The sequence below is a fragment of the Bartonella refiksaydamii genome (assembly GCF_902652675.1).
GTDB lineage: Bacteria > Pseudomonadota > Alphaproteobacteria > Rhizobiales > Rhizobiaceae > Bartonella > Bartonella refiksaydamii.
In genome coordinates this window covers 1-20,513 of sequence record NZ_LR736299.1, presented here as the reverse complement: position 1 = coordinate 20,513, position 20,513 = coordinate 1, and the positions used below count along the sequence as shown (strand labels likewise).

Annotated in this window: 18 protein-coding genes; 11 read left to right on the top strand and 7 right to left on the bottom strand. The window is 39.0% G+C overall.

Going from position 1 to position 20,513, the window contains the following annotated elements:
* Positions 1–744: 744 nt before the first annotated feature.
* The 6 genes from GQO39_RS04790 to GQO39_RS04765 all read right to left on the bottom strand — a co-directional run bounded on the left by GQO39_RS04790 (position 745) and on the right by GQO39_RS04765 (position 9,808).
* Complete coding sequence (locus tag GQO39_RS04790; RefSeq protein WP_156851156.1) at positions 745–2,745, bottom strand: MacB family efflux pump subunit; 2,001 nt, start codon at positions 2,743–2,745, stop codon at positions 745–747.
* Between the two features lie 3 nt (positions 2,746–2,748).
* Positions 2,749–3,975, bottom strand: coding sequence for an efflux RND transporter periplasmic adaptor subunit (locus tag GQO39_RS04785; RefSeq protein WP_156851155.1), 1,227 nt, complete (start codon positions 3,973–3,975; stop codon positions 2,749–2,751).
* Positions 3,972–5,450 carry an efflux transporter outer membrane subunit gene (locus GQO39_RS04780; RefSeq protein WP_156851154.1) on the bottom strand — a complete coding sequence of 493 codons (1,479 nt, stop codon included), beginning with the start codon at positions 5,448–5,450 and terminating at the stop codon, positions 3,972–3,974. Before GQO39_RS04780 ends, GQO39_RS04785 begins: the two co-directional genes overlap by 4 nt.
* Positions 5,451–5,505: 55 nt before the next feature.
* Positions 5,506–6,321: an exodeoxyribonuclease III gene (locus tag GQO39_RS04775; protein ID WP_007552947.1), complete on the bottom strand. Its 816-nt coding sequence runs from the start codon at positions 6,319–6,321 to the stop codon at positions 5,506–5,508.
* A gap of 44 nt (positions 6,322–6,365) precedes the next feature.
* A complete protein-coding gene (locus GQO39_RS04770) occupies positions 6,366–6,974 on the bottom strand; it encodes a LolA family protein (RefSeq protein ID WP_156851153.1) in 609 nt (202 codons plus the stop codon).
* 398 nt (positions 6,975–7,372) lie between these two features.
* Positions 7,373–9,808: a DNA translocase FtsK gene (locus tag GQO39_RS04765; protein ID WP_156851152.1), complete on the bottom strand. Its 2,436-nt coding sequence runs from the start codon at positions 9,806–9,808 to the stop codon at positions 7,373–7,375.
* A 187-nt stretch (positions 9,809–9,995) separates the two neighbouring features.
* Between GQO39_RS04765 and GQO39_RS04760 the strand changes: the two genes are divergently transcribed.
* Positions 9,996–11,279, top strand: a complete 1,284-nt coding sequence (locus tag GQO39_RS04760; RefSeq protein WP_156851151.1) for a ubiquinone biosynthesis hydroxylase — start codon at positions 9,996–9,998, stop codon at positions 11,277–11,279.
* A 1,170-nt stretch (positions 11,280–12,449) separates the two neighbouring features.
* Here GQO39_RS04760 and GQO39_RS04755 read toward each other — a convergent pair.
* Positions 12,450–12,737, bottom strand: a complete 288-nt coding sequence (locus tag GQO39_RS04755) for an H-NS histone family protein (protein ID WP_156851150.1) — start codon at positions 12,735–12,737, stop codon at positions 12,450–12,452.
* A gap of 679 nt (positions 12,738–13,416) precedes the next feature.
* Between GQO39_RS04755 and GQO39_RS04750 the strand changes: the two genes are divergently transcribed.
* From GQO39_RS04750 to GQO39_RS04705, 10 genes are all read left to right on the top strand, one after another.
* Positions 13,417–14,139 (top strand): lytic transglycosylase domain-containing protein, encoded by a 723-nt coding sequence (locus GQO39_RS04750; RefSeq protein WP_308418500.1) that lies wholly within the window; start codon positions 13,417–13,419, stop codon positions 14,137–14,139.
* 134 nt (positions 14,140–14,273) lie between these two features.
* Positions 14,274–14,573, top strand: a complete 300-nt coding sequence (gene korA, locus GQO39_RS04745) for a KorA family transcriptional regulator (protein ID WP_156851149.1) — start codon at positions 14,274–14,276, stop codon at positions 14,571–14,573.
* Complete coding sequence (gene trwL / locus GQO39_RS04740; protein WP_156851148.1) at positions 14,536–14,850, top strand: VirB2 family type IV secretion system major pilin TrwL; 315 nt, start codon at positions 14,536–14,538, stop codon at positions 14,848–14,850. Before korA ends, trwL (GQO39_RS04740) begins: the two co-directional genes overlap by 38 nt.
* Before the next feature lie 144 nt (positions 14,851–14,994).
* Complete coding sequence (trwL, locus tag GQO39_RS04735; protein ID WP_156851147.1) at positions 14,995–15,312, top strand: VirB2 family type IV secretion system major pilin TrwL; 318 nt, start codon at positions 14,995–14,997, stop codon at positions 15,310–15,312.
* A 148-nt stretch (positions 15,313–15,460) separates the two neighbouring features.
* On the top strand, positions 15,461–15,766 hold the full coding sequence (gene trwL / locus GQO39_RS04730) for a VirB2 family type IV secretion system major pilin TrwL (protein WP_156851146.1): 306 nt from the start codon (positions 15,461–15,463) through the stop codon (positions 15,764–15,766).
* Positions 15,767–15,911: 145 nt separating this feature from the next.
* A complete protein-coding gene (gene trwL / locus GQO39_RS04725) occupies positions 15,912–16,217 on the top strand; it encodes a VirB2 family type IV secretion system major pilin TrwL (protein ID WP_156851145.1) in 306 nt (101 codons plus the stop codon).
* Positions 16,218–16,367: 150 nt separating this feature from the next.
* Positions 16,368–16,688: a conjugal transfer protein gene (locus tag GQO39_RS04720; protein ID WP_156851144.1), complete on the top strand. Its 321-nt coding sequence runs from the start codon at positions 16,368–16,370 to the stop codon at positions 16,686–16,688.
* Between the two features lie 12 nt (positions 16,689–16,700).
* Positions 16,701–17,009 carry a VirB3 family type IV secretion system protein gene (locus tag GQO39_RS04715; protein WP_156851143.1) on the top strand — a complete coding sequence of 103 codons (309 nt, stop codon included), beginning with the start codon at positions 16,701–16,703 and terminating at the stop codon, positions 17,007–17,009.
* A 2-nt stretch (positions 17,010–17,011) separates the two neighbouring features.
* Complete coding sequence (gene trwK, locus GQO39_RS04710) at positions 17,012–19,483, top strand: VirB4 family type IV secretion/conjugal transfer ATPase TrwK (RefSeq protein ID WP_156851142.1); 2,472 nt, start codon at positions 17,012–17,014, stop codon at positions 19,481–19,483.
* Complete coding sequence (locus tag GQO39_RS04705; protein ID WP_156851141.1) at positions 19,480–20,211, top strand: TrbJ/VirB5 family protein; 732 nt, start codon at positions 19,480–19,482, stop codon at positions 20,209–20,211. Before trwK ends, GQO39_RS04705 begins: the two co-directional genes overlap by 4 nt.
* The last annotated feature ends 302 nt before the right edge of the window (positions 20,212–20,513 follow it).

Sequence of the window (20,513 nt, the reverse complement as noted above, 5' to 3'; positions counted from 1 at the left end):
TAATCTCTCCGAAAGTATTTTTTACTCAATTTTCTAAAACTTCCGAATTAGTTGTATCATAAACTAAACCGTCTTTTTACCTTATGCTTAGTTGCTTAACAACTTGACTACTTGAAATACCTTTGTGGGACATATTCGTGAAATACATTACTTAAAACTGCTTTGGGATAGAAACTTTACAAGATTCCTTTATAACACCAACTGCAACACTAAAATATTTACGACATAACTTACAATAATAAAGTTGATTTTTTTACTTTTGGCCCATCAGGCATTCTCTTCATAACATTTTTTATTAAAAAGCTCCACGTAACCGTACTGCCTACAACCACTAAAGTGCCTGAAATTGATGAGACTAAAAACATTACGATATGTGTACTCTCCCATGAAAACACTTTCTATAAACACGCACTTTTAGATGATACAATCAAAAGACTTAAGAAGCTTTAGACTAGCAAATATGATAACTCACCAAATGCTTTTTATAGCATTGGATTTGATTGTTGAAACCATTAAAAGGGAAAATATCTCATCACAAAAGCTGTTTCATCAAAGGAAATCTGTAACGAACATTTACCATTAAAGAGAATAACAAAAAACACTCACCCACCACCGTGCCTACTTGTTGCTTTGTTAAAGCAGATATCCTGTACAGCATCACCTTCTTGATCAATGCCGCTTCCCACGAATGTTTTACCTCGTGTAACACATCAAACAACCATGCCCCTGTACACTTCATGACACTTAATCGCGTGAGAGAGCAACAACAGGATCAAGCCGCGAAGCTTGGCGCGCTGGCGAAAAGCCAAAACACACTCCGATAAGCGTTGAAAAAGTAAGAGACATAATGATAGAATCAATCGTATAAATCAAGTGGATAGGTGCCTTAAACAGCAAAAATAAACCACCGATAGAAAATCCGAATAGAATCCCAACACCGCCACCAATCACACAAACCAAAACCGCTTCAATGAGAAACTGCTGTAAAATATCACTTTGACGTGCACCAACAGCCATACGCACACCAATTTCATTGATCCGCTCCGAAACGGTAACCAACATAATATTCATCACCCCAATACCGCCCACAATCAAAGAAATCGCTGCAATTGAAGAGACTAAAAGCGTTAAGATATGAGTACTTTCCATGATGCGATTACGGAAGAATTCTGAATTTCTAATAAAGAAATCTTCACTACCATGCCTCATAATGAGAAAACGCTGTACCATCTTCTCTACCAAATGTGAATCAACATCATCGGCAACCTTAACCGTAATTGCACGAACCTGCGTTGTTCCAAGAAAACGTGTTTGCACTGTTGTATAAGGCAAATAAATCTGCAACGTATTTGATACCCCTCCATTTGCATGATTTTGTGGATCCACAACACCAACGATACGCGCTGGAACCTGCCCAACATGCACCACTTTCCCAAGAGGACTTTCACGGCTATGGGGGAAAAGAACAGAAAGCGCTTCTTTTTCAACCACAAGATCAACCGCTCGATCATGCACACTTTTCTGATCAAATAATTGCCCTTCGATAGCGTTAAGCCCCTGTGTCTGAAAGAATTGTTCTCCTACCCCCATAATGACTGTATTGACTTCTACCGCACCAAAACGCACTATCGAGTTTACTGAAATCTGAGGTGTTACACCAGAAATATAAGATAAATTTGATAGAGCTTCTGCATCAGCCTCAACCAAACTAGTTATTTTTCCTGCTTGTGGATCAGAAAAACTTTTTCCAGGTAAAATTGTCAATGTATTAGAACCCAAACTCTTAAAATTTTCCATAATTTTTTCTCGTGTGCCATTTCCTAAAGCCACCATCGCAATAATCGCACCAATACCGATAATGACCCCAAGCATTGTTAAAAAAGTTCGCATCCTATGCGCATTCATTGTCAACAACGCCATGACAAAAGCCTCACGAAACCGCTCAGTAAAAGAACGAAAAACACCAAGCAATTTTTCATCTTTTAGATTTTGTTTGCCCTGAAAAGATTGACTATCAGTTTTTGTTTTTGCACCCACAGCTTTTATTTTTGCACCCTTTGACACCTTATCAGCAATGATTTCCCCATCACTGATTTCAATGATACGATCTGCTCTTTCAGCCACCTGCATATCATGGGTCACAATGATAATGGTGCGCCCCTCTTTATGAAGTTCATCCAAAATACGTAATACTTCTTGACCACTTTGTTTGTCTAACGCACCGGTTGGCTCATCTGCGAGAATAACCTCCGCATTATTCATCAACGCCCGAGCAATCGACACACGTTGTTGTTGACCTCCGGAAAGTTGATTTGGATGATGATTCATCCGATTGCCCATTCCCAAGCGTGTTAATAAGTCTTGTGCACGTTGTCTTCTTGTTGCGACAGAGCATCCTGCGTAAATCGCTGGAATTTCGACATTACCAAGAGCTGTCAATTCATTCAACAAATGGTAACGCTGGAAAATAAATCCAAAATGATTGCGCCGCAAAGCCGACAATTCATCAGCAGTAAGAAAAGCTGTTTCTTTCCCTGAAATCCAATAACGTCCAGAGGTTGGTCGATCAAGGCAGCCTAAAATATTCATCAAGGTGGATTTTCCCGAACCGGAAGCTCCCACAATCGCCACCATTTCACCGCGCTTAATGGTCAGATTAATATCTTTCAAAACAGTGACAAACGTTTCACCCGCGGGAAACTTGCGCGCAATATTTTCTAAAACGAGGACAGCATCTGCTTTCATGCTTTAGCTCTCATCTTCGCTATGTTCATCAGGAATATCTGGCATCACTCCATCGCGCGAACCGGTAATAACGACATCACCCTCATTAAGTCCTGAAACAATCTCTGCCACAACTTTGTTATTAAGCCCAACAGTCACCTGTTTTGCAACCACCTTATTTTGCCCTACCAAAAGAGAAACCCATGCTTTACGCTCTTTCGTTTCATCACGTAAAGCATCACTGGGAACCAACAAAACATTTTGAGCACGCCCTAAAATAATATGAACTTGAGCAGTCATATAAGTACGCAAAAAATTATCCACATTATCAACATGGATAATGCCGTTATAATAGATAGCCGATGATGCTAAAGAATTGGAAGCTCCGACCATACCAGGATTAATACTCACATCAGCGCGAATTGCTTCAGGTGCCGGCTCTACCCTTTCCAGAGTTCCCTCATAACGACGCTGCGCACTACCAAAAACGGTAAAATAGAGAGGCTGCCCAGCACGCACTTTAAGAATATCGGCTTCTGAGATTTGCGCTTTGACCGTCATCTTTGACAAATCGCCTAAAATAACAATCGTCGGAGCCGACTGAACAGCATTGACGTTCTGCCCTTCTTCCACGATGGTTGCCAAAACCGTTCCTGCTGAAGGAGCAGTCACCCTCGTATAGCCTAAATTGACCTCTGCACTGTCCACATCAATTTGTGCTTGTACAATCTGCTGCCGAAGCTGAGCAATTTGCGCCTCGCGTATTTTTACTTGTGTTGCAGCCTCATCAAGGTTAGCCCGTGAAATTGCATGTGCTTCGATCATTTTTTTCTGGCGCTCTAAATTTTTCTGCGCAAGAGAGAGATAAGCTTCCTGTTCTACTAAACTCGCATAATAATGGGATAACGCTGCTTTTTTTCTTTTCAGATCATTTTCTTGATCTGTAGGATCAATTTCTGCTAGGAGATCCCCTTCTTTCACAACACTGCCTGGGAAAACGCGCATTGACACCACCCGCCCTGTTGCACGCGCACCAACAGCAACCAACCGATAAGGACGCACAAGACCAGAAGCCAAAACACTTTCTTCGATATCACCACGCTTCACTACTGCTGTCATATAAACAGGCGATGACGTTCCCCAAAAAACAGAACGCAGCCACAAAAAAAAGATAAGAAGAAGGACAGCAGTTAAAAAGAAGGAAAGTTTTTTATGTTTTGTAATGAAATTTTTGATGAAACTGTTTTTCATTGCCCTACTCTCATATGCGAACGGGGTATACCATCAACGACTTCGGGACGTGAAACATCAACCACGCCATCCCACCCCCCACCTAATGCCTTCATGAGTGTAATATATTGAGTAACCAAAGAAACACGGCTATCTTTAAGCGCCATTTGCGAAGAATAATAAGAGCGATCAGCATTTAATAATTCCAAGAAACTGGTATTTCCATTTTCAAAAAGACTCCGTGAAAGTTTTAAAGAATGCAGAGAAGCTTTATTTGCAACAACAAGCTTTTCTAATCGCTGGTGTTCTTTTGTCAATCTCACAAGCGCATTTTCCACGTCTTCTAGAGCTCCTAATACAGCGGCCCGATAAGTAATAAAAGCTTGATCGCGTTGTGCACGTGCTACCGCAACAGACGCCATAACCTGTCCTCCATTAAAAAAAGGAAAACGCAGCCCCGGTCCAAAAGACCATCCAATCGTTGAATTTTTCCACAATTGATCAATTGCCGTTGCTGCCGTCGAAATATTCCCAGTTAAAGAGAGAGAGGGATAGCGATCGGCTTCACGCTGCCCAATGCGTGCTGTCGCTTGGGCATATTGGCGCTCCGCCCGTCGTAAATCTGGACGCGTTAACAAAATATCAGCTGGAATCCCCGCTGGTATTGGCCACTGTGGCTGTGGAATCTTTGCGCGCTTAGCATTCTTTTGCAAAAGGTCCTTCAAAGCCATAGGAACACGACCAGTTAAGACGGAAAGGCGATGAATACTCATTGCTAAATTCGCTTCCATCTGTGAAATATCTGCTTCTGTATTTGCCATTTGTGCTTGCGCATTTGAAACATCAAGCTCCGAAACATCACCAGCCTTCAATTTAGCACGCACCAATTCATATGTTTTACGCTGAGATGAAGCAATCTGCCGTACAATCAACAATTTCTGTTGCCAACCACGTACTTGAACATAATTTGTCGCCACATCTCCCAACAGCGTCACCATTGTCGCACGCATATCTTCTATAGACGCTTCAAGACCATAACGTGCTGCTTCAACCGCCCGTTTATGCCCACCAAAAAAATCAAGTTCCCAACTCGCATCAAAACCACTACGATATTGACTGAAAAACGCATTAGATTGCTCAGCGCTACTACGCGTTCCTGAAATTGAATTTGACACACTCGGCAAAAGAGATCCCACAGCTTGTCCTAAACCAGCACGCGCCTCACGGACCCGTGCTTTGGCAACAGCAACACTATTATTTTCAGAAATCGCATAATCCATTAACGCATTCAAAACAGGATCATTTAAACGTCGCCACCATCCTGCAAGCACACCCATACGCCCAGACGTCTTTGCAGACGTCTCTCCCCAAACTGCTGGAACACGAAAAGATGTCTTATGGTAATTAGGACCAACCATACATCCTGATAATATAAAAAAGCACAACAAAATACTATAAAGCAATCCGTTAGAAACAACCCATTTGCTGATATGCATCCAGTCTCCCGTATTTCTCCAGAATCAATCATTAATATTTTATTTACGTCTTATTTCAAACTTGACGTGAAAAATCAAATATAGTTTGTACTGGAACATGATCTGAAGGCTGATTCCACCCTCGTGCAGCACGAAAAATCGCAAGATCCGTCATAAAAGGAACGAGATCAGGAGAAGACCAAACATGATCAAGCCGCCGCCCACGATCAGAAAGTGCCCAATCGCGTGCGCGATAACTCCACCATGTATAAAGCTTGAGAGGAACAGGAAAACGCACACGCATCAAATCAATCCACCCACCTTGGCAACATAAAGCCTGTAAACGCTCAGTTTCAATAGGTGTATGGCTTACAACCTTCAATAATTGCTGATGAGACCATACATCCTCTGCCAAAGGAGCAATATTTAAATCACCCAGCAAAAGAGAAGAAAGATCATCTCCCTGATCCGCGCGAATGAGAGACATTTCTTCTAAAAAATCAAGCTTATGACGAAATTTTTCATTCACATTAGCGTCAGGAACATCACCTCCAGCAGGAACATAGAAATTATGAATCCGCACATCTCTGCCATAGACTTCAACAGTCACAGAAATGTAACGGCAATCTTCCTTTTGACAAAATGAACGCTTTTCAACACTCTTAAAAGGCAAACGCGATATAATCGCTACACCGTTGTAAGATTTTTGTCCGCTCAATGCGATATGCTTATATCCGGCCGCTTCAAAAGCCTGAACTGGAAATAAAGCATCTGGACATTTTGTCTCCTGTAAACACAAAACATCTGCAGTAAATATATCCAAATACTGAAAAACCTGCGCCAAACGCAAACGGATAGAGTTAATATTCCAAGTCGCAATACGAAAGAACATTTGTTTCAATTCTGATACTATAACTCCGATACTATAACAGCGTATTATTTTTTTGAGGGAAGCGTAAACATCCCATCAGCAAACCTAACACCCGTCCGTACATTCATGATTTGAACAGTAGTTTCCAGATTTTGTTGATCAACAATTGTCCACTGCCGTAAAGCGGTGCCTTCAGAATCAAACACCATCCTTATTTGCCCTGCTCCAATGCTTTTATCACGCAAAACAATTGTCACTGCCCCTGGATCTTCACGAAACGCTAATAAACGCCCTGATGATACATTAATTTTATCATCCAACAGAAACTTCATCGGCGTTTGAAAGAGCTGTGAGAAATTCCAAGTATTCAGAGCACGATTGTTAATGCCAACAAATTGACCATCTGCAATGATCTGTAAAGGTAATTTTTTGTAAATAAAACGAATCTTTCCTGGACGCTCTAAATAAAATGTCCCCTGAGACATCTTTCCTTTTGGGCTAAATTGAATAAAATCACCTGTCATTGTTTTAATCGCTGCAAAGCGATTGACAACGTTCTGCGCCCTTATAATTTGTTGAGATGATTGTAAAACAGCAGGAAAAATTAAACTCCAAAAGACAATAATTCCAGCAAATGCAAAGGATTTTCTCCGCAGTAAAAAAAACGTTCTCATAAAAATGCTCCCAAGCGATACAATTTTACCTTGCAATAAAACAGCAAACGATAAATAGACACCCTCCTTTAAAATAGAAAGATATTATTTGAAAAAACTATCAAAAGATTTTTATTTCAAAAGGCATCAAAATCTTTCATATACCTGCGTGATTTGCGATACTAAAAACACCTTCTTCTTCTTCCATCCGCCCAATCAATGAAGCAATACAATTACAGTCAATACTTAACCGAAAAAAGTTAAACACCACCAAGAAATGATTCCTAAAAACCTAGACACTTTTAGAATAAAAAAACATTTCCAGTATATTTACCTTTTAATATAAACAACAAATGATGAATAAATATTTTTCTTTAAAAGAGAAAAATATTGTGAAAAAACACTTACAAGCTTTCACTTTAAAAGCGTTCTTCTTCCGCAGGTACTAAAATTTCCCGTTTACCCGCATGATTGGCTGGACTAATGATACCTTCTTCTTCCATCCGTTCAATCAATGAAGCAGCACGATTATAGCCAATACCTAAACGACGTTGAATGTAAGAAGTGGAAGCCTTACGGTCCCGAAGAACAACAGCAACAGCTTGACTATAGGGATCATCTGCTGAAGGAGAAATCAAAGAAGTATCTGTATCATTTTCTGAAATCTCTTGCGTAATATTTTCCAAATAATCAGGCCGTGCTTGCGCTTTGAGATGTACCACAACCTGCTCAACTTCATCATCGGCCACAAAAGGTCCATGAACACGCTGAATACGCCCTCCTCCCATCATGAAGAGCATATCTCCTTGTCCCAACAACTGTTCAGCTCCCTGTTCCCCAAGAATTGTTCGGCTATCAATTTTTGAACTTACAGAAAAAGAAATACGTGTGGGGAAATTGGCTTTTATCGTCCCAGTAATCACATCCACCGAAGGACGTTGTGTAGCCATAATCACATGAATACCGGCCGCACGCGCCATTTGCGCTAAGCGTTGCACTGCCCCTTCAATATCTTTGCCGGCAACCATCATCAAATCAGCCATTTCATCAATAATGACAACAATATAGGGCATAGGACTCAAATTGAGAGTTTCTGTTTCGTAAAGTGGCTCACCAGTCTCGTGATCAAATCCGACTTGAACTGTACGGGTTATTGTCTCCCCCTGATTTTCTGCTTCTTTGAGACGTGCATTAAACCCATCAATATTGCGGACACCAACTTTTGACATTTTGCTGTAGCGCTCTTCCATTTCACGAACAGCCCACTTAAGCGCAATGACCGCTTTTTTAGGATCTGTTACCACGGGTGTTAACAAATGGGGAATGCCATCATAAACCGAAAGTTCAAGCATTTTGGGATCTACCATAATGAGACGACATTGATCAGGTGTCATACGGTAAAGAAGCGATAAAATCATCGTATTAATAGCGACAGATTTCCCTGATCCTGTTGTACCTGCCACCAAAAGATGTGGCATTTTTGCTAAATCTGCGATAACCGTCTCCCCCCCTATAGTCTTGCCCAAAGCAAGCCCTAATTTTGCTTTGCTCTCAACAAATTCCTGCGCTTGCAAAATTTCTCGTAAATAAACCATCTCACGTGTTGCATTAGGCAATTCTATCCCAATCACATTGCGCCCTGGAACTACAGCAACACGCGCTGAAATCGCACGCATCGAACGCGCAATATCATCTGCCAAACCAATGATACGGGAAGACTTAATACCAGCAGCCGGTTCAAATTCATACAAAGTCACCACCGGACCAGGACGTGCATCAATAATTTTTCCCTTAACGCCAAAATCTAACAAAACACCTTCAAGTTCCTGTGAATTAGCTCTTAAGACAGCAGGAGAAAGCTTTGCATCCCTTGCTGCCGGTGGAGAAACCGAAAGATAATCTAAAAGCGGAAGGAGAAAACCATCTTTTCTAGAAACCTTTAACGGCTTAAAAACACGGCTTTTCAGGGGAGAAACCGGCACCTTATCTCTATTTTCGTGATCTTTCATTTTTCCATCAAGGAAAACCGGTTCAATCCGATCAAATGATTTTCCTTGTTTCTTAAAGCAATTTTTGAAAAAGAAAAAACGAAAAAACCGTGCTTGTAAAAAATAAAAAAAGTGTAAAATAGCTCCAAAAGTCGTAACAAAAAAACTGTTTTGTGCTCTATCTGCAAAATCTTCTTCATCCTCTAACATATCGAAAGTTGAATTCACATTTTCGACCTTTTGAACGTTTTTTGTTTTTCTTTTATTTGTTTGGCGTCGCCACACCACATTACCCGCAAAAGCAGCCAATAAAAAACTTAAAAGGATAAGAATCACACCCAAGAGCACATTTTGAAATGGAGAAAGAAAAACAGGGAAGATTAAATAAGCAGCACTTAAAACTTTATCCCCCAAAACTCCCCCCAAACCCATCGGCAATGGCCAATACGTAAAAGGAACAATAGGTGTCATAAGAGCAAAAGAAACTAAAAAACAAACCGCTGACACCACCCACAGAAAAAGACGAAAAAACAAATTATGGATATCTTTTTGTGCAAGCAAAAGAAACGACCAAAATAATGGCGGCAATAAAATACCAACGCTTGCCAAACCAAAAAACTGCATGACAAAATCTGCGAAAATTGCACCTAACCACCCCATAAAATTTGTAACCCTATTTGCACTTGCATGCGTTAATGAAGGATCTGCAATATTCCAAGTTGCCAAAGCAACAACGCAAAAGATCATGAAACCCAAAAGCCCAAGCCCAATGAAAACACCAATCTGGCGCAAAAACATTTCAATAAGCCGTGAACCATAAGATTGTTGCTCTTCTAATGGATCATAAGGGGAAGAACTTTGATGCATTCATAAATTCCAAGTACAAAACCTTTGCATTAAAGAGTCATAAGATTATAACAAAAAAATATTAACACAGTTTTAACCATCATAATCATAACAATCGCCTTATAATATGGTATAAAAGGTGTTATTGAAGAAAGATACCCTTTTCGTTTAAGAGTAAAAAAAACTGCAAATAATGGAATGAAGCGTTGTGCATTCTTATCCCAATAAAAATATAAAACCCAAGAGAAATCTAGAACCCAATAAAAACATAAGACAATGTGATATCCTCATTGCAGGCGGTGCAGTTGTCGGGCTAACACTGGCAATAGCGCTCAAGCAAGCAGCTCCTGAACTGAAAATTAATATCGTCGATGCCGCTGCTGCTCAAGAAAAACTTCTCACTTCCAATATACGAGCATTTGCCCTCGCAGCTGCTTCTATTCGTATGTTAAAGCAATTGCAATGTTGGAAACATATAGAGCCCTATGCCCAACCCATTCATTCAATGATCATCACGGATACAGGCACAAATGATCCTGTCAAACCAACCCTTTTAACCTTTGAAGGAGATATCACCCCCAACGAACCCTTTGCCGCTATGGTAGAACAAAGTACACTTATGAGTGCTTTAAAAAAGCGTGCACAAGATTTGAGTATTACTTTCTTTGCAAATATGCGTGTCATTGATTTTCATCAAAAAAACCAACACACTGCTGTCACGTTAAGCAATAAAGAAATCTGGCAAACAAAATTACTGATTGCAGCCGACGGAGCACATTCTCAATTACGCGAAAAAGCAGGACTTAAAAACTTTTCTCATCCCTATAAACAAACAGCAATCATTTGCACAATTGAACATGAAAAACCCCATCATGGACGAGCAATTCAACATTTTTTACCCACTGGACCTTTCGCTCTTCTTCCTCTCAAAGGCAACCGATCCGCTATTGTATGGAATGAACACCATGAAACTGCGCAATATTACCTCAAAGCTGACGCTCTTATTTTTGAAACAGAACTCGAAAAACGCATTGGTCATCAACTAGGAAAACTCTCTTGGAATGGAGAACGCCAAGCTTTTCCCTTGAGCCTTTCTTTAACACGCCAATGTATTAAACCTCGTTTTGCTCTCATTGGCGATGCTGCCCACACAATTCACCCCATTGCAGGACAAGGACTCAATTTAGGATTACGCGACAGCGCCGCGCTCGCTGAGATCATTATTGAAACAGCACGGTTGGGTCTTGATATCGGATCACTCATTGCTTTAGAGCGCTATCAACGCTGGAGACGTTTCGAAATTGTACGTATGACCTTGAGTAACGATTGGCTGCACAAACTTTTTTCTAATGATAACCTTCTCTTGCGAATGCTCCGCGATGTTGGACTTGGAATTGTCAATCAAACACCAAAAATGAAAAAGCATTTCATGCAGGAAGCCTCCGGACTCACCCCTAATGCCCCACGTTTGTTACACGGAATCCCACTCTAAGAAAAAATATACCCTTGCACTTTTGGCATCCTATAAATGAAACTCTCTTCAATTAGATAACCTTTTTGTTCACTCTGGTGTACTAAAATTTTGGTAAAGCCCAGCTTCTGAATCTGTCAAAGCCAAAGGTATTTATAATATAATAGGAAAGCTACCCCATAACCTAGCTTCATAATACAAAAAGAGCCTGTTATGTAATCGAACTTATAGCAATAGACGAGTAAAACAAAAAAACACCAAGGAAACTATAACCCAATGTTTTTAAGTAACAGAAACTTTCTAAAAATCTAAAAACCTAATATTCAGAGCATCCGAAATAAATATAAAATAGAAAAATCGTTTTAAACAATTGAAATCTGCCAACAGGTATCTACACTCAAGATGAGTTGATTGCATCTACTACCTACTACACACTCAAAAAAACGGACAAAAACCAGAAAAGTACCTGTTCTTTTCGGGACCTTCAACACACTTTTTATTCCTTGATACACAGAAAAAATTTCGGAGACAAACATCAAACGTATCACACCCTCCCTCTAAAAACGAAAAGGCCAAAACCAACACCCATTACAGAGAGATTCCGTTTTCCAAGACACTCTCAAATCTAAACCACACAAATAACAAGAGCCTGAAACTGATATCTAACGCCTCATAAAAGAGATCTCCGACCAAAATTCATAAAATCCCTCAAGCTGTTATTTTACAGATCAACATTATAAATATACAAAATGTATGTATAAAGAAACAAATTAACCTATAATGATAATTTACCGTTTTACAATTTAAATGAAAACCCAAACATCGCAAGACTCTCTCATTTTAAACCTTCTTATGACGAATCATAACAGAACTATTTTCTTCCGTATCACAAGAGAGATAATATGCCGATAAAACCATTGAAGAAAGAAGTAAAAATGCCTCTTATGAGCAATCTTGATGAAAAAGCAACACAATATTTAGACTGAAAAAATGATGATGCTAACTTGTTACAACAACAGCTTCCTCACAGTTAAACAAACTCTTTGCACTGTTATATATAGCAGTATTCAAACATCTTAGAACATTACCAACGCATTAGTTTTGTGTTTCGACTTATCACATCACCAAAAAAACACACTACTTGAGTTCATATTTTTTGATATCCTCATACCTTACGAATATTGCAACATATTATGTTACTTCTAGTTCTTCAAGCGCATAACCATTTTCCAACCATTCTTTAATCCACTTAGGTTTACGCCCCCGCCCATTCCATAATTCCCACTGGTTATTAGGATTTCTATAATGGCGCTCTTTACTCACAAGATCGGCGATATCAATTCCATGCGCATTAGCAATTTCAAGTATTTTTCTCCGTGCATTCTGCTTTTCTCTTGCTTGCCGTTTTTTTAATTCTGCGTCAATTTGGATACGCATTTCCTGTAATTCATCAAGATTCATATTTTTGAGATCATCCACTTTATTACTCCCCTTGCAAAAAAGAATTGCACTTTGACATATTTTTAACACAATTATAGACGAGTTTTGACAACTTTATTATCGGAATTAAAGTTATGATGAATATATCACTTTTACGGAGACATACTTTGAACCACAAAGAATCCTTTATTGGTGTATCAATTGTCATTTCTTTACCTCTTTTCAGTTTGAACGCTGAAAGGAGTAGACTGGATGTGCACACTCCATTATGGCTTTCTAGTGCTTATGGATCAGCGGTCGAAAGTCAATACAAACTATCAGTCTATAAACTATGGCAATACTCGACAAAGAACAAGACCTCTATACACAACGAAAAAGATGTTTATTCTTCCCATAAGACGCATTCTTACATACAATTGGACTCTGTTTCATGTCAGTATTCTTCAAAAGCAGTAGAAAAAACAAAAAATGATACGATACAATCAACCTCAATAAACCTCCAAAAGCGGTCATCACTTGAATCCAGTCTCTCTTTTTGTAAACGCAGTGGTCGTAGTATTAATTGGCATAATATGTTCGGTTTTGTCCCATATATTCATACAATTAGTCGCATGTTAGTACATGTACAAAATATTCTCAGAGAATACAAAATCTATAATTGTAAAAAACAAGATTTTAGACAAAACAAACATGCTTTGCCAAGTTATGAAAATACATTGTGGCAATCCTCAAAGGAACCACACAAGATTGGCGTTTATATCAACAAAATTTTCTATCATCGGGTGTGTTGTTCATGATTGTTCCGGATTTTATGATGCTCGCTGCCGCATGTGCGCCCGCTGTTCACCCGACAACACTTTCAGCTATTGTTATGCAAGAATCACGGGGTCATATCTATGCAATAGGTGTTAATGGTAATTACGAACTATTGCAACAACCATCCTCCTTTAACGAAGCAGTCGCAACAGCAGAACAGCTTAAAAAAGATGGTCATAATTTTGACATGGGTTTAGGTCAAATTAATGTCAAAAATTTGAAATTGCTTGGTATGTCTCTCTCTGACTTGTTTGATCCATGCAAAAATCTTAAAGTTGTACAAACTATTTTGACTCATTGCTATAAACAAGAGATGTCTAAGTACAGCTCTGAACAAGCTGCACTGCAAGCGGCATTGAGCTGTTACAACACAAGAAATTCTAACAGTGATTTTACTACCATCTCTGTGCAAGAAATTTCTTCGCATGTCATAGTGAAGGTTCCTGCACTTGTGAGTAACGACTTACAAGAAACTTTGCAGCTTCATACGGAAAGACCAGAACATGTCATCGAAACAGAATCCCTTCTACCCTCCTCAGAAGAGTCAGTAGATGCATTTATGCATAAAGAAAGCCGTGTCAGTGACGCTTTTACAACTGAAGAACCCTCTTCATTAGAAAGATGACAAGAGTAATCATTCTTACATTTACGGATGAGAACTACAATTTTGATAGGATAAAGCAATGAAAGGTAGATAAGGAAATATTAAAGCTCTAATTAGTAAGATTGAATGAAATCTTTCTAATTGAGGGCAAAATAATGAAAATGATAGAACAAAACAGCGTTGATACGGCATTCAATCAAAAAGCAGCACGTGAAATTACAATTGTGAGGCGTTCAGAGAGAGAATGGTATTTTACGTTTGTTGCAGATGATCCAATAACCGGAAAACCAAATAAGTACACACTTCTCACACAGAGAGGAAAATTAAGAACTTGGGCTGATCCAAAATATCTCTTCAAATTTCTTCATGAAAGAGGTGTTGTTTATGGCAATTTTAAACTTAATCAGGACGAAAAACATGAAACAATCAAATATTCTTCAAACAACAGTTCATAATAAAATTATTACAACTGCTGCAGCTGTAACTGTATTTTTTATAGCTCATCCTGTATGTGCCCAAGCCCAAAGTTTGGATAGGGCTCAAAATGTTTTAAACACATTCAAAACAGAGTTGGGTAAAATTATTCCTATAGCTGCTGCTGTCATCCTTTTATGCTTAGCAATTGGTTACGCAGGGCGCTATATCGAAAAAGATACATTTGTACGCTGGGCGATCGGTGTCACTATTGCTGGTTCAGCAGCCGAGATTGCTGCAATGTTATTTACACAATGAATTATAAAATCACGCAACATAAAACGTTCTTTTTATTTGAAAGACTAAAATTCGATAATTTTATGAATATCAATGAGGGTATGATTTGTACCGCAGAAAAAGAAACTGTTAGTGCTAACTATAACCTGAACGAGGATAAACAATATGAAACAGTTAAAAACTCTTCTAGCAATAAGTGATAAAAAAAACCTTATAACTACTATAGTTGTAACATTGTTTTTTATGGCACATCCTTTGCGTGCTCAAGCGCAAGATTTGACCAAGGCAAAAACTGCTTTAGAAACATTCAAAACACAATTAGATATAATCATTCCTATTGCTGCCGGCGTTATCCTTTTATGTTTAGCAATTGGTTACGCAGGACGCTACATCGAAAAAGGTACATTTGTACGCTGGGCGATTGGCGTTGTCATCGCTGGCTCATCAGCTCAAATCGCCAAATTGTTGTTTACAGGAAACTAAGCGTAAAGCTATTTAACACAAAGCGTTCACTTTATTGAAAGTGTGACGTGAATTGCAATAATTTAGTGCCTATCAAGAAGAAGTATCTCTTGTATAGCAGAAAAAGAAACCAATAGTGCCAATTATAACTTGAACTAGGATACACAATATGAAGCGGTTAAATAATTTCAAATTAAAAAACAACATCTTGGCAATTTCTGCTGCTATGATGGTGTTTTTTATGACCCACCCTGCATATGCAAAACTAGATAATGCTAGTAGAGCTCTAACAAAACTGCAAGATGAACTCATAAAAAAAGTTATCCCTATTGCCGCTGCTGTTATACTTTTGTGCTTAGCAATCGGCTATGCAGGGCGCTACATCGAAAAAGATACATTTGTACGCTGGGCAATCGGTGTTGTAATCGCTGGCTCGGCTGCCGAAATTGCCAAGATGTTATTTACAGGAGGCTAAGCGTAAAGCTATCTAACGCGAAGTATTCCTTTTATTAAAAGTGAGACCTGAATTTCTGTAGTTTCATGCATATCAAGAAGTGCTTCTTTTACAACAGAAAAAGAAGCCAATAGTGTTAATTATAATCTGAACTAGGATAACCAATATGAAGCGGTTAAATAATTTCAAATTTAAAAATAACATCTTGGCAATTTCTGCTGCTATGATGGTGTTTTTTATGACCCACCCTGCATATGCAAAACTAGATAATGCTAAAACGGCTCTAGAGACTCTGCAGACAGAACTTACAAGTAAAATTATCCCTATTGCTGCTACACTTATACTTCTATGCTTAGCAATAGGTTATGCAGGGCGCTACATCGAAAAGGATACATTTGTGCGATGGGCGATTGGTGTTGTCATCGCTGGTTCAGCAGTTCAACTTACCACAATGCTGTTCAAACCTAATTGAAACAAACTGTGAAACCGTATGGAACGAGGTGTTCTTTTTTAACGTGAAGTCCTTATCCATCAGTTGTAAATATACTAGTGAAATTTTCACTTATGTTGCAAGGAAAGGATGTTTTTTATTGGCAACTTCAATCATAAGGGGAATAAAATCATGAAACAATTAAATACTTTCCAGAAAAAAATTGAAAATGTAAGCAACAGGATTCGTGTTTCTTTTATAATTCCAGTTTTATTCTTAGCGACAAAGCCTACATATGCTCAAGAAAAAACAAATAACATAGATGTTTTCATAGGTATGCAGTACGGGTTAAGTGTAATTATTCCCATTGCGTCTGCTATCATTTTTGTATTTCTATTACTTCTTTGGGCATTTCGCATCATTGCAAGGGTTACATTTGCACGGTGGGCGTTCAGTGTCGTTATTGCTGGTGCAGCATTCTATCTTAGTCATATATTATTTCATATCAGCTAATCGGAGAGGCTCATGAGATCGCAAAAACATGAAGAATTTCCTTTATTCAAGGGAGCAACTCGCGTTCCAACACTTTGGGGTGTACCCATGATGCCACTTATTATTATGGTTGTAGGTGTAGCTGCTTTCGCTATGACAATAAATATCTTTTTGTGGATCATAGCTCCACCATTGTGGTTTATTATGGCACAAATTACCAAAAACGATGATAAGGCATTCCGAATCTGGTGGTTGTGGATTGATACTAAGTTCCGTAACCGAAACAAGAGCTTTTGGGGCGCCTCAAGTTACAGTCCCTCTAACTACCGCAAAAGGAGATAAGTATGACGGCTGTTGAAAGCAGCAAGCGCCTTGCATCAGAGACACCAGTAAGTCTGTTCATACCCTACTCACACCATATCACAGATACGATTATCTCTACCAAAAATGCAGAATATTTGTCGGTCTGGAAGATTGACGGGCGTTCGCATCAAAGTGCTTCAGAAGAAGATATTTTTCAGTGGACAAAAGAGCTAAACAACACCTTGCGTGGTATTGCATCAGCCAATTTATCTCTGTGGACTCATATCGTGCGTCGGCGTGTTTATGAATATCCCGATTCAATGTTTGATAAGATGTTTTGCTATCAGCTTGATGAAAAATACCGGCAAAGCTTTACTGGTTATAATCTAATGGTCAATGACCTATATCTAACCATTGTTTTTCAACCGATAGCCGATAAGGTTATGTCATTTTTTTCTCAGCATGAACGCGAAACGCTCGATCAAAAAAAGATGCGGCAAGAATCATGTATAAAAGCTCTCAATGATATTAATCGCACCTTAAGTCAATCATTAAAACGTTACGGTGCAGAACTTCTTGGTGCTTATGAAAAAAATGGGCATGCCTATTCTTCTGCCCTTGAATTTCTTGGAATGCTGATTAACGGCGAATACCGACCTATGCCAATATGCCATGATCGTTTTGCGGACTATATGTCTATCAATCGGCCTTTTTTCTCGAAATGGGGTGCTGTAGGTGAACTGCGTACAATCACTGGAATGCGTCGATTTGGAATGCTGGAAATTAAGGAATATGACACAACAACCAGACCGGGTCAACTTAATGTTTTGCTGGAAAGCGATTTCGAATTTGTGTTGACACAGAGTTTTTCGGTGCTCTCACGGCATGCTGCCAAGGATTATTTGCAGAGACATCAACGTAATCTTATTGATGCACGCGATGTGGCAACGAGTCAAATTGAACAAATTGACGAAGCACTTAACCAGCTTGTCAGTGGGCATTTTGTTATGGGTGAGCATCATTGTACACTGACACTTTACGGCGATACAATTCAACAAGTTCGCGACCATATGGCAAAAGCGAGCGCGGCACTACTAGACGTTGCAGTATTGCCAAAACCTGTAGATTTAGCCATAGAGGCTGGTTATTGGGCACAACTTCCCGCAAATTGGAAATGGCGACCACGTCCTGCGCCCATTACGTCACTGAATTTCTTGTCATTCTCGTCCTTTCATAATTTTATGTCAGGTAAGCCGACTGGAAATCCATGGGGTCCCGCAGTCACGATTCTTAAAACAACCAGTAAAACACCGCTTTATTTCAATTTTCATGCCTCCAAACTTGAAGAAGATTCAACGGACAAGCGTCTCCTTGGGAATACCGCACTCATCGGACAATCAGGTTCCGGTAAAACGGTGCTACTTGGGTTCCTGTTAGCGCAAGCGCAAAAATTTAAGCCGACAACCGTTGTGTTTGATAAAGATCGTGGCATGGAAATTGCTATTCGGGCGATGGGTGGTAAATATCTATCATTTAAAGCTGGTAAGCAAAGTGGTTTTAATCCATTCCAGCTGCCCCCCACACAAGACAATCTGATTTTTCTAAAACAGTTTGTTAAAAAGTTAGCAGAAGCTGGTGGTGAAATTACACATCACGACAACGAAGAAATTAACCAAGCTGTCACGTCTGTTATGAGTAGCAACATTGATCCATCACTACGTCGCTTGTCTTTTCTAGTGCAATTCCTACCAAATCCGCATTTAAGTGATTACAATGCACATCCATCAGTTCACGCTCGCTTAATAAAATGGTGCGAAGGTGGTGATTATGGATGGTTATTTGACAATCCCAATGATGCCCTTGATCTTTCAACACATCAAATTTATGGCTTTGATATCACAGAATTCTTGGATAATCCAGAAACTCGTACTCCGGTAATGATGTATTTGCTTTACCGCACCGAAGGAATGATTAGCGGGCAACGCTTTATGTATATTTTTGACGAGTTCTGGAAACCTTTGCAAGACCCGTATTTTGAGGATTTGGCAAAGAATAAACAAAAAACTATCCGTAAACAAAATGGTATTTTTGTTTACGCTACACAAGAGCCTAGTGATGCCTTGGAAAGCAATATCGCCAAGACGCTTATTCAGCAGTGCGCAACTTACATTTTTCTAGCCAATCCTAAAGCAAATTACGAAGATTATACACAAGGATTCAAACTCACAGATGCTGAATTTGAGCTTATAAAAGGACTTGGAGAGTTTAGCCGTCAGTTCCTTATCAAACAAGGTGATCAATCGGCACTTGCAGAACTAAATCTCGGCAAATTCCATGTAACAATTGATGGAAAAACCATCGAGCGTGACTTTAGTGATGAACTTTTAGTGTTATCAGGTACGCCTGATAACGCAGAATTGGCCGAAAGCATTATCAATAAAGTAGGTGATGATCCAGCAGTGTGGTTACCAATTTTTTTACAACATGTAAAAGCTAATAGGAGGGAAACATGAAAAAGATGATTATCGCAATCGCAACAATAGCAATTGTAGGAATTCCAAACTCAGCAATGGCTTTTGCGGTTGTTTGGCCATTAGAGTGGAGCAAATGGCTTACAAATCCGAAGCCGAATCCGAATCCTAAAAAGCCTTCTGTACCAGAGCATTATTTAGAGATTATCAAATTAATAAAACAACACCTTGAAGTAAAACAAAAGCAGTTGGAGCAAGCACAAAAAACACATAACGCTATTATGAGTGACCAAAAATCCAAGACTACACCAACAGATTACACCAGTTTTTTTTTCAAGAAACCAGAATTGATCTACAAAGATGGTCATCCGGATATACCTACATTGCTTACAAAGATTTTACAAGAAGAAGAAATTACTAGCTCTCATCATAAGTCTCGCGATTTTATCAGTGAACGTATCCAATATGCAGCTGCCATTGATAAAGCTGTAAGTTTACAAGCTTTTCAAGAAACAGAAAATCGTTTTGAGCAAATCTCAAAACTTGTAGAACAAATAGATAAAACAGTTGATCTAAAAAGCATTGCCGAGTTACAAGCACGCATAAAAGGCATGTTAACTATGATCCAGAATGAAACGGCAAAATTTCAAATGGTCGGACATTCACGCAATGCAGAACAAACACTCATCAGTCAACAAAAACAAAAACGCAATATGAAAATTCTTAACAGTAAAAATAGCGAAATGCCTACTATAAGATCTATAAGATGATATTTTTTATAAACAACTTATCTCAGCGATCAGTTATTTTTACCTCTGCTTTAGGAGAAATCAACTACATAATATTGGGTATACTCTCAACATTCTAAAGAAACACACAAGGATTTAATCCACCCCAATCCCAATAAAATGCCGATCTTGATTATGTAAATGTAAATGTAACATACACCATATCTCAAGGTAATGGAAAACTAGAAATTCGCTAAAGAGGAATGCTATGAACTTCACAATGTTCACACAACTTTTCAATCACATTGATAATGCAACAAAAACATATGTCACAGAAATTTCCT

What these genes read in the sequence shown, in the direction of transcription:
- GQO39_RS04790 (WP_156851156.1), bottom strand. Translation starts at nt 2,745, where the DNA reads ATGAAAGCAGATGCTGTCCTCGTTTTAGAAAATATTGCGCGCAAGTTT.
- GQO39_RS04785 (WP_156851155.1), bottom strand. Translation starts at nt 3,975, where the DNA reads ATGAAAAACAGTTTCATCAAAAATTTCATTACAAAACATAAAAAACTT.
- GQO39_RS04780 (WP_156851154.1), bottom strand. Translation starts at nt 5,450, where the DNA reads ATGCATATCAGCAAATGGGTTGTTTCTAACGGATTGCTTTATAGTATT.
- GQO39_RS04775 (WP_007552947.1), bottom strand. Translation starts at nt 6,321, where the DNA reads ATGTTCTTTCGTATTGCGACTTGGAATATTAACTCTATCCGTTTGCGT.
- GQO39_RS04770 (WP_156851153.1), bottom strand. Translation starts at nt 6,974, where the DNA reads ATGAGAACGTTTTTTTTACTGCGGAGAAAATCCTTTGCATTTGCTGGA.
- GQO39_RS04765 (WP_156851152.1), bottom strand. Translation starts at nt 9,808, where the DNA reads ATGCATCAAAGTTCTTCCCCTTATGATCCATTAGAAGAGCAACAATCT.
- korA (WP_156851149.1), top strand. Translation starts at nt 14,274, where the DNA reads ATGAAAATGATAGAACAAAACAGCGTTGATACGGCATTCAATCAAAAA.
- trwL (WP_156851148.1), top strand. Translation starts at nt 14,536, where the DNA reads ATGAAACAATCAAATATTCTTCAAACAACAGTTCATAATAAAATTATT.
- trwL (WP_156851147.1), top strand. Translation starts at nt 14,995, where the DNA reads ATGAAACAGTTAAAAACTCTTCTAGCAATAAGTGATAAAAAAAACCTT.
- trwL (WP_156851146.1), top strand. Translation starts at nt 15,461, where the DNA reads ATGAAGCGGTTAAATAATTTCAAATTAAAAAACAACATCTTGGCAATT.
- trwL (WP_156851145.1), top strand. Translation starts at nt 15,912, where the DNA reads ATGAAGCGGTTAAATAATTTCAAATTTAAAAATAACATCTTGGCAATT.
- GQO39_RS04720 (WP_156851144.1), top strand. Translation starts at nt 16,368, where the DNA reads ATGAAACAATTAAATACTTTCCAGAAAAAAATTGAAAATGTAAGCAAC.
- GQO39_RS04715 (WP_156851143.1), top strand. Translation starts at nt 16,701, where the DNA reads ATGAGATCGCAAAAACATGAAGAATTTCCTTTATTCAAGGGAGCAACT.
- trwK (WP_156851142.1), top strand. Translation starts at nt 17,012, where the DNA reads ATGACGGCTGTTGAAAGCAGCAAGCGCCTTGCATCAGAGACACCAGTA.
- GQO39_RS04705 (WP_156851141.1), top strand. Translation starts at nt 19,480, where the DNA reads ATGAAAAAGATGATTATCGCAATCGCAACAATAGCAATTGTAGGAATT.